Genomic DNA, 13176 nt, shown 5'->3' on the forward strand with positions numbered 1-13176 from the left:
AGCCCTCAAATTTTATATTTTTCCATCACATTATCGAAAGCAGCTCAAAATGGACTTAGCCTGGATATCAAATCTTTTATCAACGAACACTACTATTCTTCAAGCATCCCTAATATCAGCAACAATCTCCGCCTTTGTTGCTTATGCTTTCAGAGTTCGGGAGCACCGAAAAAAGCTCATCGCGGATTATGATCACGAGCAACGAAAAGCTCTCCGACAGATCATTGGACGCTCACATGGCCGCTTGCTGCATTCAACTAACAGCCTAAATTATCGACTATGGAACCTATACACAAACCAGGACAAGGGGTGGTTAATTGCAGAAAATTTAAGGCGTCCGGAAAATTATTACCTTAATAGTTTTGTTTGCCGATTCCTTGCTGTCTTTGCCCTTATTCGCGAATTCGAGCGTCAAGCCGTTTACGTTGACGCGCGGATTGCCTCTAAGCAAGATTTGATTTTCGTCAAATATGTAGCAGCACTGCACTGGTGCATGACTGATACTGAGCTTTTTCACGGACTGGAATACGATACATTTAATCCCGTAGACCATTTTTTCTCTGACACTTTGCGCGAGTATTGCGAAATTTGTATTGGAGTGGATGGAGAAGTTCTAAAAGCTAATGCCATTCTAGAGCTTGGTGACAAAGTCGAACAAGTTTTCGTTTTCTTTCAAGGGTTATCAGCAACAGAAAATCGTTTTCGCTGGGATCGCCTTGTCTGTCTCCACCTATTGATTGCGACTTTTATTAACTCGATTGGATATCCCGAACATCGAACCTCTCGTGAAAAACTATCAAAAATTGCTGCACAGATTCGTAACAAGACCGCGTTGATCAATTTAGTCTCCTGGTTACCTCGGCATGGACTTGGTAGAGATTCTGACAGCAAAAAATTAATATCAGTATGCAAGAAAATATATAAAGGCACTGGTCATTCATCTTTACTAACTGCAGGCTCACGGATTTGATTCAGACCTCTTTTTAAGCTTATTCTTTTATAGACGAGCAGGCACACCCTCTTCAGGTATGGCGACAGGGCGCTTATGGAAGTTAGCATTTTTTGAGCTTTCGCATTCGCTGGCTTGGATAGCTCAGCACCCTTCTTTCATGGATATAGAGTATGCAACCTTGCCTTCAAGGCAACTGGCTGCAAATTAGCTCTGTTTGCTAATACATAAATTAAGTAAGCGCATAAGGATATTTTTAGAGATATAGCATCCAACTCTTGAAAACAAAATTCATACAATTCAGATTGTTATTGTTTTTTTCGACTCCTGGTGCCGCACTTGATTTCCACAGACTAGCCCCCCGGTCACATCTCAGACAACACCCGCATAGCCGCCGAAGCCAAAAACCCCGACCGGCTTTTCTGCTCAGGATGATTAGCAACATAGTCATCAATCCGCTGCAACGCACGCGATCCATAAACCCCACCTGCCCAACAGTGGGGTAACGGGCTACCGTAGCATCTCTGGCGAGCAGTTCCACGGTAACAGCGCTTCGTAGTCTGCTACGGACGAGGCGTGCGGTAGCCGTTCAAGTACGTGGCGCAGCCACGTATAAGGCTCTTGGCCGTTGACCTTGGCGGTCTCGACCAGGCTGTAGATCTTCGCGCTGGCACTGGCGCCGTTGACGGTGTCGCTGAACAGCCAGGCCTTGCGCCCTATGACAAACAGCTTGATCGCTCTTTCGGCCGTATTGTTATCGATGGGCAAGTAACCCGCTTCGACATAGCGCTCCAGTCGACTCCAGTTATTCGCCAGGTAATGCACTGCCTTGCCCAACGCACTTTGTGCGGTCACCTGCGACTGGGTTTTATCTAGCCAGATTTTCAGTTGTGTCAGGATCGGCAGACTTTTCTCCTGTCGACCAGTAAACCGCTGTTCATCACTGACGTCCTTGAGCTCGCGCTCGATGCCGTACAGCTTGTTGATCATCGCCAGCGCGATATCAGCCCGTCCGGTTTTACCTTTGGGCTGCACTTTTTGCGCGTCCACGAACTTGCGTCGCGCATGGGCCATGCACGCCAGTCGCTCCACGCCCGGCTGCAACGCCAACGCGTTATAGCCGGCGTAATCATCAGTCATGACATAGCCACGGTAACTTTCCAGCAAGCGCAACGGCACCTCCTGCGCACGGCTGGACGTGTAATCAAACAGCACAACTTTTCGATCCGGTGGGCCACTGGCTTGCACCCACATCCAGGATTGACTGGCCGGATCTCGATCCGGTTCTTTCAACACCTGGACACGGGTTTCATCGCAGTGAATCACTGGGCTTTCCAGCAACCGATCACGCATCAAATTAAGCAGTGGCTGGAAATGCTCGCTGCACTGGATCACCCAGCGTGCCAGCGTTTGCCGAGGGATATCGATACCGTGCCGGCTGAGTACCGTTTCAAACCGATGCAACGGTAAACCGTCGACATACTTGGCGGTCAGTAGCATGGCCAGCACGCTGGGACTGGCCATGCTTTTCTCGATCAACTGGGCGGGCTTGTCGGCGGTGACCGGTGCGGCTTCACAGCCACGGCAAGCGTAGATCTTGCGGATATGTGTGATGACCCGGATCTGCATCGGCACGATATCCAGTTGCTCACTGGTTTCTTCCCCGATGGCATGTTTGCGGCAACCGCAAGCACAGGTCAGTTCGTGTTCGGGCAGTTCGTGGATGACTTCGATACGCGGCAGATTGGCTGACAACGGCTTGCGTTTGCCACGACGCACTGTGGGTGCAACGACTTCCTCATCGGCGTCGCCAACCAACGGCATTGGCTCGCTTTCAGGCTCATTGAACAAGGCCAACTGTGGCGTGTTGGGTTCTACGGATTGCTCGGACTTGCGTCCAAACAGACGGTCACGCAACAGCTTGATCTGTTCTTTCAGGTCGACGATGTGAGTCTGATAAGCCTGAGCGGTTTCCTCCTGACGATTGAGGGCCTCAAGCAACAGTTGCTTGAGCAAAACAGGATCATCAGGAAGGTCATCGGGCAGAGAAATCATGGCCCGGATTATACCGGGTCATGCCACGTAGCGCGGCGTCAAAACCTGATGAGGACGATTACGCCAGAGGTCAAAACCGTCGAGCAGCCAGTTGAGTTCCTGGACGGTCAGAATGATCGCCTCGTCGGTGGCGTCTGGCGATGTTTTGAAACGCTCGGATTCGAGGCGCTTGAGCCAAAGGCAGAAGCCGTTTCGTTCCCAGTAGAGGATCTTCACGCGGTTGCGCGGCTTGTTGATAAACACGAAAAGCACGGGGTCAAACACCGCCACTTTGATATCCAGTTCGACCAGAGCGGCCAGGCCGTCAATCGACTTTCGGAAGTCGACGGGCTTGGGGTAGAGATAGACTTTTTCGACTTTGGCGTCGGGTCGCATCATGACGGGGCTGGCTCCAGAAAGAGATCGGGAGCACAGCATTGGGGATCAGCTTCGCGCTTTGAATGTGGGGTTCATGGAGCGGTTACGCTGCAACAGATGCTCGGGCAGGGTCGCATTGAAGCGTACCGATTTACCCAGGTACGGCGTGACGTCGAAGTCCACTACAGCCCACACACCGCCTGCATAGTCTGGATTGTGCAGATGTGCGTCTATCGGCCGACCATTGGGGAGGGGCTCTCCCTCAGCAATGGCGCCCTCGCAGTAAAGCGCCAGGGCTTCGAGCACGTTATCCAGCGCTTCCTCGACCGTTTCGCCACCGCTGAAGCAGCCGGGGGCATCCGGGACGGTCACGCCGTAGTCAGAATCGGGGTCCTTATGGACCACCACTGGAAATTTCATTGAGTTCTCCTGATGGAAGCGGAGCCGGTCACCCCATGGATGTGCAGCACAGCCGCACCAACAACCGGCCATATTTCAGTGCCGCGATCAGATTTAGAAAGCGCGCCGGAGCTGTTGCGCCTGATCAGACGCATGTCCTAACCACCACTCTGCATGCCCGTTAAATCAGCGATATGACACATCAAAAATAATACACATCATACACACCATACTAATGCATACGTGTCGGGCCTACACCGCTAAACCCTAGAGCCAAACAGAGCGAGCAGAGCTCACAGCCTCCACCTCACGCAGAAAATCCCCCTTCCTTGACCTCAATCACCCCCACACTCACCACCCCCACCTACCCTATCCAACACTCCCCACCCCAGCCTCCCACTCCCCATGGCCAAAAAATTCCCCACCCACCCCGCCCACCCCGAACGCATCTGTTGGGGCTGCGACCTCTACTGCCCCGCCAAATCCCTGGCCTGCGGCAACGGCGCCGACCGCACGATGCACCCCGTCGAGCTGTTCGGCGAAGACTGGACCACGTTCGAACCCGATCCACCCTCCACTTCACCGTCCCCCAAAAACAGCAATGCCGGTCACTAGGACCGGCATGCCGACACACATTTAAACAACCCTCACCCGAATCACCTCAAAAATTCGTACTCACCGTCAACGACAAACTCCGCGGATCCCCATAGATCGCCCCCGCGTAGAACCCGTAGCGGGTGTAATACCGCTTGTCGAACAGGTTGTCGGCATTGAGGCTGACGCTGGTGTCGTCGGTCACCTGATACTTGGCCATGGCGTTCCAGATCGCATAACCCGACCAGTTCACGTCAGTGGCGCTGCGGCTTACGCCGTTGGTCGGCTGCCCCGCCGGGGTGGACAGCGCGCGGATGTTGGTCTGCGCCGTGACGCCGGCGCCCAGGGTCAGGCGGTCCAGCGGGCCGGACAGGCGATAGGTGGTGGAGGCCTTGAACAGGTGCGACGGGTCGCTGCGGCCGTCGCTGTCGAGGCGGCGGAAGTGCAGGTAGGTGTAGCCGCCGTAGACGTTCCAGTTTTCGGTCAGGGCGCCGGCCAGTTCCAGGTCGATGCCGTCGGTTTCCTGGCCGGAGCCGGCCTTGTAGGCCGTGGCGCCGGTCGGGGTGAGCAGGTCGCCGTCGGTGACCGCCTTGTTTTCCTGCTTGGTGCGGAAGTACGCCGCCGAAGCGTTGAGGCGACCGTCGAACCAGGCGGCCTTCAGGCCGGTTTCGTAGCTCTGGCCACGGATCGGCTCGACCTTGCTGCCGCTGGCGGTTTCCTGGGTTTGTGGATTGAAGATATCGGTGTAGCTGGCGTACAGCGAGTAGGTGTCGTTCAGGTCATACACCGCGCCCAGGTAGGGGGTGACGATGCCATTGTTCTGCTGGTTGCTGCGCACGCCGCCGACGCTGCGTGTGGTCGAGGAATAGTCGGTCACGCGGGCGCCGAGAATGACGGACAGCGGATCGGTGATGCTCAGCCGGGTGGCGGCGTACATGCCCTGCAAGCGCGTGGTGGTCTTGCTGTGGCGACCGGTTTGCGAGGCGAGCATGTTGTAGTCGCTGTCCACGCCGTTGAGCCAGTTGCTCAGCGGGAAGCCGTTGTTGGCGCGGAACTGACAGCCCAGCGCCGGCGCGCTGACGCGGTTGGCGCTGGTCAGGGTGCAGGTGTACTCCGGCGACCAGGCCACGGTGCGGCTGTCGTTGTAGCCGACCATCGCCTGATGGGTGCGACCCAGCAGTTGGAACGGGCCGGAGAGGTCGATCTGCGCTGATTGCTGGGTGGTGTCGCTGGAGCTGTGCAAACCATTGAGCACGGCGCCGCTGCCGTCCTGGTCCCAGTAGCCGCCGTACACCCCGCGTCCCGATGAGTTGACCTTGGCCAGGCCGCGATGGTTGAGCGCATCGGTGGTGCTCTGGGCGCCTTTGAGGTCCAGGGTCCAGTCGTTGTCGAAGCGGTGCTGCAGCGAGCCGAAGGTGGTGCGGGTGATGTATTCGCCGAAGCTCCAGCTCGGCACCACGTTGCTGCTGCGTGGCAGGTGGGTCTTGCTGCCGTCGCCGTACCAGATCGGGATGTTCGCGCCCCAGCCGCCGCCGACCACCTTGTTGTACTCGTACTGGTAGCCGGCGCCGAGGGTGGTGGCGTCATCCAGGTCGAACTCGAAGTTGGCCAAGGCGGCGCGGGCGCGCTGGGACTCGTTGTCGCGGAACGAGTTGGCGTCTTGTTGGGTGACCACGAAGCGCGAGCGCAGGCGGCCGTCTTCGGACAGCGGAACGTTGAGGTCGGCGCCCAGGCGCCGTTTGTCCCAACTGCCGTAGGTGGCGTAGGCGCTGCCGCCGAAGGTGCGGGTCGGGGCCTTGCGAATCAGGTTCACGGTGGCCGACGGGTCGCCCGTGCCACCGAGCAGGCCGTTGGCGCCGCGAACGATGTCGATGCGCTCGTACAGGTCGAGGTTCAGGGCGTTACCGCTGCCGCTGAAGTCCGAGCCGCCCGGAAATTGCAGGCCGTCGAGTTTCCAATTAGTGATGGCGTAGCCACGGGCGCGGAAGTCGGTACGTCCGCCCACTTCCATTTTGCTGACGCTGATCCCCGGCGCCGTCTCCAACGCCTGCTCGATGCTGTGCACATCGCGGTCGTCCATTTGCTGACGGGTGATCGTGGTCACCGACTGCGGGGTCTGGCGTGGGGTAAGATCGAGCCCGGTGGAGCTGCGTGTGCTCTCGACCGTGTAGCCAAGCTGCCCGGTGGCGTCGGCGCTGGGCAGCGCGCTGTCCTCGATGCTGGTCGCGCTCAGTTCGATGGGCTGGCCGTCGGCGGCGTAGGCACTGGTGCACAGGCTGAAGGCAACGCACAGGGCGAGCGGCGAGAGACGACTGCCGCCACGGCTTGAGCGTGCGTAATCGCTGGAAAGATTCAGGGGGTTCATTTGGGAAGGTTTCGTATTCGCAGATGGTTTTTGCTACGATTCTAGGGATGTGCCCTCCGGGCTCCATGCCCGACATGTACGGGCATGTAATGGAACGTAACGGCGCGCCAGCGCGCGCCACACAGGTGCCCCTGCAATGAGCACGACCCTGCTGGTCGTCGACGACGACGACGAGATCCGCGAACTTCTCTGCGATTACCTGGCAGATGCCGGCTACCACGTGCTGGCTGCCGCCGACGGCGAGCGCATGCGCGAGCAACTGGCGCAACACAAGGTCGAGCTGGTGGTGCTCGACCTGATGCTGCCCGGCGAAGACGGCCTGAGCCTGTGCCGTTACCTGCAAACCCAACCGGGCCTGGCGGTGATCATGCTCTCGGCCAAGGGCAGCACCCTGGACCGCATCATCGGCCTGGAAGTGGGCGCCGACGACTACCTGGCCAAGCCCTTCGAGCCGCGCGAGCTGGTGGCGCGGATCAAGGCGGTGCTGCGCCGCCCCCAGCGCCTGGACGCCCCTGCCGAAGAACAGGCCCAGTCCCTGCAGCGCTTCGCCGGCTTCAGCCTCGACCACATCAAGCGCCTGCTCACCCTCCCCGACGGCCAGACCCTGAACCTGCCCCGCTCCGACTACCGCGTGCTGCGCGAACTGCTGGACGCCAACGACCGTGTGGTGTCGCGCGATCACCTGACCCGCAGCGCCTTCGGCCGCGACCACCTGCCCGACGACCGCTCGGTGGACATGTGCATCAGCCGCCTGCGCCAGCAACTGCGCCGTGGCGCCGAGGGCAGCGCGCAGATCCTCACCATCCGCAACGAAGGCTACCTGCTCAGCATCGCCCAGAGGCCGGGCGTCTAAGGTGCGCCTGCTGCGCCGGCTGTGGCCCCGTACCCTGTTCGGCCAACTGCTGCTGATCATGATCAGCGGCACGCTGCTGGTGCAGTTGGTGTCCAGCAGCATCTGGTTCGACGTGCGCTTCGCCCAGGTGTTCGAAGCGCCGGTGCGGCTGATCGCGGCGCGCAGCGCGCCGTTGATCGCCCAGGCCGATTGCCACGCCACCCCACCCCGTATCCCAGCCCGCTATCACCTGCGCTGCGCCGAATCGCTGCCCTCGCCACAGGCCGACGACCCGCACAGCCGCCACCGCATCGAACTGCTGCTCAATCAGGCCCTGAGCTACGAACTCGGTCATGCGCTCAAGGCGCGCGTGCTCAAACTGCAGCTCACCGACGAACTGGGCCGACCGGTGCTGTGGCGCAGCCTGTTCGGCCTGCGCATCGCCCAGGCGCACTTGCAGTTCGCCGTACCGCTGGAGGACGGCCACTGGCTGCTGGTCGATGGCGAAGAGTTGCAGGGCTGGAGCGGTGAGTCGGCCTGGGTGCTGATCAGCGACTACCTGCTACGGGTCTATGCCCTGCGCATTCTGGCCGTGCTGCTGGTGTGCCTGGTGGCGGTGCGCCTGTGCCTGCGCCCGCTGCGGCGCCTGGCCGACGCCGCGCTGGGCCTGGGCCGCAACCTCGAACAGCCGCCACTGCCGCTCGAGGGCCCGGAGGAAGTGCGCCAGGCCGCCCAGGCGTTCAATGCCATGCAGCAGCGGCTGATCGCCATGGTCAACGACAAGGCCTACTTCCTCGCCGCCGTGTCCCACGACTTGCGCACCCCGCTCACGCGCATGCGGCTGCGCCTGGAACGACTCGAGGACGGAGAGCACAAGGTACGGCTACAGCAGAACATCGCGCAGATGGACGCGATGATCGGCCAGGTCCTCGATTACCTGCATGCCGGGGAGCAGCAGAACCTGCAAGAGGTTGACCTGGACCGGCTGGTGGCGCGGGTGTGCGCCGATTTGGCCAGCGCCGAGGAGCCGCTGCCGGTGCAGGGCAGTGTCGGCAAGGTGCGCGTCGATGCGTTGCTGATGCAGCGCTGCCTGCAGAACCTGCTGGTCAATGCGCTGCGCTATGGGCGCCAGGTGACGCTGCGACTGGACGCTGACTCGACACATATACGCCTCCACATCGAAGACCGCGGCCCCGGTATCGACCCGGCATTGCTGGCGACCGTCACCGAACCCTTCGTCCGTGGCGAGACCTCGCGCAACCACCGCTCCGGCGGCTACGGCCTGGGCCTGAGCATCGCCCAGCGCATCGCCGCCAGCCATGGCGGCGCGTTGCATCTGGAGAATCGGGAAGCCGGCGGACTGGTGGTGACGGTGACGGTAGCTCGGTGATTCAGGGTTTGCGCGCGGCGCGCCGCTGCTCGCGGAGATGCGCCAGGCCTCGGCGCATTTCGCGATGGCGCGAGCTGTTCAACACCAGGACCGCCAGCAACGGCATCGCCGTCACAATGGTCAAGAGAATTGGGCTCAACCCCGTGCCTACGAGGCTCAAGGCCATCAGCCAAGTGAGTGCCAGCGATAACAGCACGACCCATATCGCCCAGCCCAAGCCGCGAATCATCGCGAAGTGACCTACACACAGCAGCAGTGATAGCACACCACACGTCAGCAGGGTGTAGAGGGAATTATCCGGGTGGTCGCGCCAATGATTATCGACCCACAGCGCAACCGCCAAGACCATCGATAGGATCGAAACGAACAGCCCCGTCAGGAAGATGGGAAAGTACTGCCGCATGAAGGCTTGGAAAGCGCTGAAGTTCGTCATCAGTCGATTTCCTCGTAGAGCCCCACGGCAATGCTCTGTACCGTCGAACTTCCCGCCAGGCCGAACGATGCGCCCAGCGAGTCGCGCAACAGTGTCTGGGTCGCGTGGTTGATCTGGGTGGGTGTATATCGCTTGGTCATGGTCCCGGCGGCCTGCTGCAACTTGAGCTGCTTGGGCGTCAGTGACGGGTGCTTGATCGAGAGCAACTCATCGGTCAACGCCTTGCGCTGCTGACGGCTGAGAGATCTGGTCAATTCAAACCAACTGCGGCCCGTCGCGGCCTTGTGAACCTGAAGGTATTTGAGAGTGGTCAGGCCGGAAGCCCCTACCCCCATGAGCGAGACCGCATCAAGCACCGTGGAAGTCGCCTGATACCACTTACTGTCGTCCATTGCGTCATTGGCTGCAGGATTAGTGACCTCACGCACCGTACGTACTCCGCCAATGAGGCACTGGGCCGTGCTCGCCGTGGCTGCCGCTCCCCCGATGTACGTCAGCACCAAGCTGGTGCCTGCTGTGAAGGGCGCCGCAATGGTGCCACTGAAAACCACCCACCAGCCGATGATTGCACCTGCGCAAGACAGCGTCGTGTTGACCGCCTCCTTCACCACGCGTGTTTCTCGCGGATTGTTCTGTAGCTGCTCTGTGTACTGTGCAGGTGTCTGGTACTTATTGATCTCACGAAGAATCACGCGCTTGGGCTTGATGCTGCAAATCGGCTGGAATTCACGCAGGGTGATGACGTTGTAATCGGCATCTACGTAAACCACCCCAGCCCCCACGATGCGCGGATCCGCATCGATGGCAGCGAACATTTGCGGCAGATTGATACGTGACTGAAGACGCTGCCGCGCCATGAATTGCGAAGAGTTGGCCAGTTGATTGACCAGAAGATCCGTCATTGAAAGCGTCCCCGTTCAACACGCAGCGCAGCCCCTGAAACCTCGGCGCTGCACCCGACGCGCCACCGGTCGCACGGGGCGGACCGGCGTCGCGAAAAGGGGCGCGCAGCGCCCCCATGGCATCCCATCAAACGTTCGGGCAAGGTACCGGTGCCCAGTCGCCCATGTCCGGGTTGCGGCACATGCTGTTGACCTGATCGGTACCGGCCTTGGCTACTTGCTGGGCCTGGGCCTTCTTGCTGCTGGCGTTCTGCAGGGTCTTCTCGGTGGCTACGGCTTCGCTCGGCACGGTGCTGCTGGCCTTGGACGACGCTTTCTTGCCAGCCGCTTTGCCGGTGGCCTTCGGCGGCTCGACCGCAGCGACCACTTGCGAGCGCTGCACGCCCACTTGCTTGAGGTCTTGCTCGTAGGCCTGGGTGTAGTTGTTCAGGTTCTCACCCAGACGACCGTTCACGGCGGTCAGCAGGTTGTTCGATTCCTGCAGGCCCGAGACGATCTCAGCCAGGCGCTTGCGGCCTTCGGTGTCGTTGATGCGGTTGGCCTTGCGATTCTGGATCAGGCTGGCGAACTCGCGCTGGTAGCACGACTGCGAGGCCTTGGCGTACTGGGTGGTGCGGTCCAGGTCGGCGGCGCTCTTGTCGATGTCGGCGGCGTAGGAGGCGATGCGCTGCTTGTCGTCGCTGATCTGCTTCTGACGCTCGGTGTAGTACCCCGCCGCGCCGCCCACCAGGGCACCGCCGGCCGCGCCGATGGCAGCGTTACGGCCACGCTTGTCGCCATCGACCATGGCACCGGTCAGGGCACCGCCGACAGCCCCCAGCAGCGCGCCGGTGGCGACCGAGCGGGTCATGTCACCGTCGGTGGAGCGCAGGTGCTGCACCGGCTCGTAGCAGTTGGGGTAGTACTCCACCTTGGTGCTGGCGCCCACCTTGGACACCGGCGAGCCGGCGCAGCCGGTCAGCAGCACGGTGCTGAAGCCGGCGGCGAGCAGCAGGGCAGTTCGAGCCTTGGAAGCGGAGATCAGGGAGGTGCGATTCATGCGCATGGTCGGGTTCTCTCTCGGGTTGTGCAAATCCGGCCAGCGTCATGCCGGCCGGAGGTTGGGCAAAGGGTTCAGGGTCGTGGAGCGGCCGAGGCCAGCAGCTCCTTGAGAATCGTCGCCGGGTCGGCCCGCCGGTTCTGGCGGTATTCGCCGACGTGGCGAACGAACAGGGTCGCGCGCGCCTCCAGGCTTCGGCCCAGTACCGGCTTGCGCTCCAGTTCCTGCTTGACCTGCTGGAACTGCGCCTGGATCACCGCATCGGTGTAGCGCGTGCCGCTGGCCAGGTTGTCGATGTAGATCGCCAGCGCGCCGTCCAGCGCGCTGCGACCGTTGGCGATGGCCGCGCCGTACAGCTTGGCGCTGGTCTGGTCGCCCGCCGCCTGGGCCTTGGCCTGGGTGTTCTGCAGGTTGGTCAGGCGGATGTTGTAGTTGTTGATGGTCTCGGCCACCAAAGCGGCGGACTGGATCAGGTTGCCGGCCGCTTCCTCGCGCTGGCGGGCGATCAGCGAGACATTGCGCTTGAGTTCTTCGTTGACCAGGCCCAGCTCGGCTTGCAGGCGCGGATCGCCGGAGCCGGCGATGATGCTGTCCAGGCGTTGGGTCGGGTCGGCGGCGGCGTCGATGTCATCGGTCAGGCCCGCCAATCGGCCTTCCTTCTGCCACTGCTCGAACAGTTCCTGATAGCGCGAACGCGGCGCCGACAGCGCACCGATGGCGACCCGGAAGCCGGTGGTTTCGTTGCGCTGCTCGGTGCCGTCGGCGCCGAACAGCGGGTACTCGCGGCGCATGCCGGTGAACAGTGTGGTTTCGCCTTCGAGGTAGTTGCCGCCCTTGACCACGAAGCCGCCATAGGCACCCTGGCGACGCCCGGCATGCACCAACTGGAACGACTCCTGGACCATCTCGGCGGCATTGCCGATCACATCGAACAGCCCCAGCGGATTCGGCAGCTTGGTGCCGATCGGCATCAGCCGCGCCGCCTGGCCGGTGCCGCCGGCCACTTGGTTGTACACCGCCCAGTCGGCAAGCGGGCCCTCGCTGTCGCTGCCCTCGACCTGGCGCGGGAACAACCGACCGTCGAGCTGCTGGCGGCTGACCGCCGAGCCGCCACGGGCCGCGAATTCCCATTCCACTTCAGTGGGCAGGCGCACGAAGCCGATGCCGCCGTCCTCGGCCTTGCTGCCCCGGCCACTGACTGGCAGCAGGTCGCGGTGATGCTTCATCAACCAGGCGCTGTACACCGCCGCGAAGCGCTCGGCCTCGAAGCGCGACAACTTGACCTTGGGCAGGCGCCCGGCCGCTTCGGTGACCGGCTCGCAGGTCGGCGCCGCCTCGCCACTGGCTAGCGACTGGGCCTGGGCCATCACCTGCGCGTACTGCCGCGCGGTGACTTCGTATTTGCCGATGAAGTACATCATCGGCTTGAGCGGGCTGCCGGCCTCGACCTTGGGCAGGCTGCTGGCGATCCGTTTCTGCCAGTCGGACGACAGGTCCTTCACGCTGAACTGACCGTTGATGAAGTCGCGGCGATAGCCGGAGATGAACGACTGCTTGTAGCCCGCCTCGCCCTCGCTGAAGGGATAGCCCAGGTTGACCTCGCGGTCGTCGAGGCTGCCTTGGGCCAGTACGTAGACGTGGCGGAAGACGATTTCACCGCCGCACGGCAGCGGCAGGCTGACGTCGTCCGGCAGCGGCTTGGGGTTGTCGAGCTTGCTCAGGGCTGCGGGGTCGGGCGTGGCCGCAGCGGCGCTGGAGGAGGATTTGGGCTTGTCGTCGCCATCGGCGGGGGAGCAGGCGCCCAGCGCCATCGCGGCCACGACCAGGGACAGCACCTTCAGCAGCGCCGGGGCCGCTGCGG

At 61.4% G+C, this 13176-nt stretch carries 12 protein-coding genes and 1 pseudogene; 4 read left to right on the plus strand and 9 right to left on the minus strand.

Features of this window, described 5'->3' with window-relative positions:
• Positions 1-49 precede the first annotated feature (49 nt).
• A complete protein-coding gene (locus ACK2SD_RS22875; protein ID WP_412460914.1) occupies positions 50-970 on the plus strand; it encodes a hypothetical protein in 921 nt (306 codons plus the stop codon).
• Positions 971-1314: 344 nt separating this feature from the next.
• Here ACK2SD_RS22875 and ACK2SD_RS22880 read toward each other — a convergent pair.
• From ACK2SD_RS22880 to ACK2SD_RS22895, 4 genes and pseudogenes are all read right to left on the minus strand, one after another.
• Positions 1315-1413, minus strand: a pseudogene (locus tag ACK2SD_RS22880) (type II toxin-antitoxin system HicB family antitoxin); the annotation flags it as partial.
• A gap of 46 nt (positions 1414-1459) precedes the next feature.
• A complete protein-coding gene (gene tnpC / locus ACK2SD_RS22885; RefSeq protein ID WP_412460915.1) occupies positions 1460-3004 on the minus strand; it encodes an IS66 family transposase in 1545 nt (514 codons plus the stop codon).
• A gap of 18 nt (positions 3005-3022) precedes the next feature.
• Positions 3023-3382: an IS66 family insertion sequence element accessory protein TnpB gene (gene tnpB, locus ACK2SD_RS22890; RefSeq protein WP_412460369.1), complete on the minus strand. Its 360-nt coding sequence runs from the start codon at positions 3380-3382 to the stop codon at positions 3023-3025.
• A gap of 45 nt (positions 3383-3427) precedes the next feature.
• Positions 3428-3781 (minus strand): type II toxin-antitoxin system HicB family antitoxin, encoded by a 354-nt coding sequence (locus ACK2SD_RS22895; protein ID WP_412460916.1) that lies wholly within the window; start codon positions 3779-3781, stop codon positions 3428-3430.
• A 384-nt stretch (positions 3782-4165) separates the two neighbouring features.
• On the opposite strand from ACK2SD_RS22895, the gene ACK2SD_RS22900 reads away from it, so the two are divergent.
• Positions 4166-4375, plus strand: coding sequence for a DUF3079 domain-containing protein (locus ACK2SD_RS22900; RefSeq protein ID WP_412460917.1), 210 nt, complete (start codon positions 4166-4168; stop codon positions 4373-4375).
• Between the two features lie 46 nt (positions 4376-4421).
• Here the strand turns inward: ACK2SD_RS22900 and ACK2SD_RS22905 are convergent, their stop codons facing one another.
• Positions 4422-6719 (minus strand): TonB-dependent siderophore receptor, encoded by a 2298-nt coding sequence (locus ACK2SD_RS22905; protein WP_412460918.1) that lies wholly within the window; start codon positions 6717-6719, stop codon positions 4422-4424.
• 136 nt (positions 6720-6855) lie between these two features.
• On the opposite strand from ACK2SD_RS22905, the gene ACK2SD_RS22910 reads away from it, so the two are divergent.
• Positions 6856-7572, plus strand: a complete 717-nt coding sequence (locus ACK2SD_RS22910; RefSeq protein ID WP_412460919.1) for a response regulator — start codon at positions 6856-6858, stop codon at positions 7570-7572.
• A 1-nt stretch (position 7573) separates the two neighbouring features.
• A complete protein-coding gene (locus ACK2SD_RS22915) occupies positions 7574-8941 on the plus strand; it encodes an ATP-binding protein (RefSeq protein WP_412460920.1) in 1368 nt (455 codons plus the stop codon).
• A 1-nt stretch (position 8942) separates the two neighbouring features.
• Here the strand turns inward: ACK2SD_RS22915 and ACK2SD_RS22920 are convergent, their stop codons facing one another.
• The 4 genes from ACK2SD_RS22920 to ACK2SD_RS22935 form a co-directional block, all read right to left on the minus strand.
• Positions 8943-9374 carry a hypothetical protein gene (locus ACK2SD_RS22920; RefSeq protein WP_412460921.1) on the minus strand — a complete coding sequence of 144 codons (432 nt, stop codon included), beginning with the start codon at positions 9372-9374 and terminating at the stop codon, positions 8943-8945.
• On the minus strand, positions 9374-10276 hold the full coding sequence (locus ACK2SD_RS22925) for a hypothetical protein (protein WP_039582649.1): 903 nt from the start codon (positions 10274-10276) through the stop codon (positions 9374-9376). The genes ACK2SD_RS22920 and ACK2SD_RS22925 overlap by 1 nt, the downstream gene beginning before the upstream one ends.
• Before the next feature lie 127 nt (positions 10277-10403).
• The gene (gene tagQ / locus ACK2SD_RS22930) at positions 10404-11321 is read right to left on the minus strand and encodes a type VI secretion system-associated lipoprotein TagQ (protein ID WP_039582648.1); all 918 of its coding nucleotides are present in this window, start codon (positions 11319-11321) and stop codon (positions 10404-10406) included.
• A 68-nt stretch (positions 11322-11389) separates the two neighbouring features.
• Positions 11390-13150, minus strand: coding sequence for a formylglycine-generating enzyme family protein (locus tag ACK2SD_RS22935; protein ID WP_412462358.1), 1761 nt, complete (start codon positions 13148-13150; stop codon positions 11390-11392).
• Positions 13151-13176 lie beyond the last annotated feature (26 nt).

This window comes from Pseudomonas sp. SC11, from assembly GCF_047039205.1.
GTDB lineage: Bacteria > Pseudomonadota > Gammaproteobacteria > Pseudomonadales > Pseudomonadaceae > Aquipseudomonas > Aquipseudomonas boreofloridensis.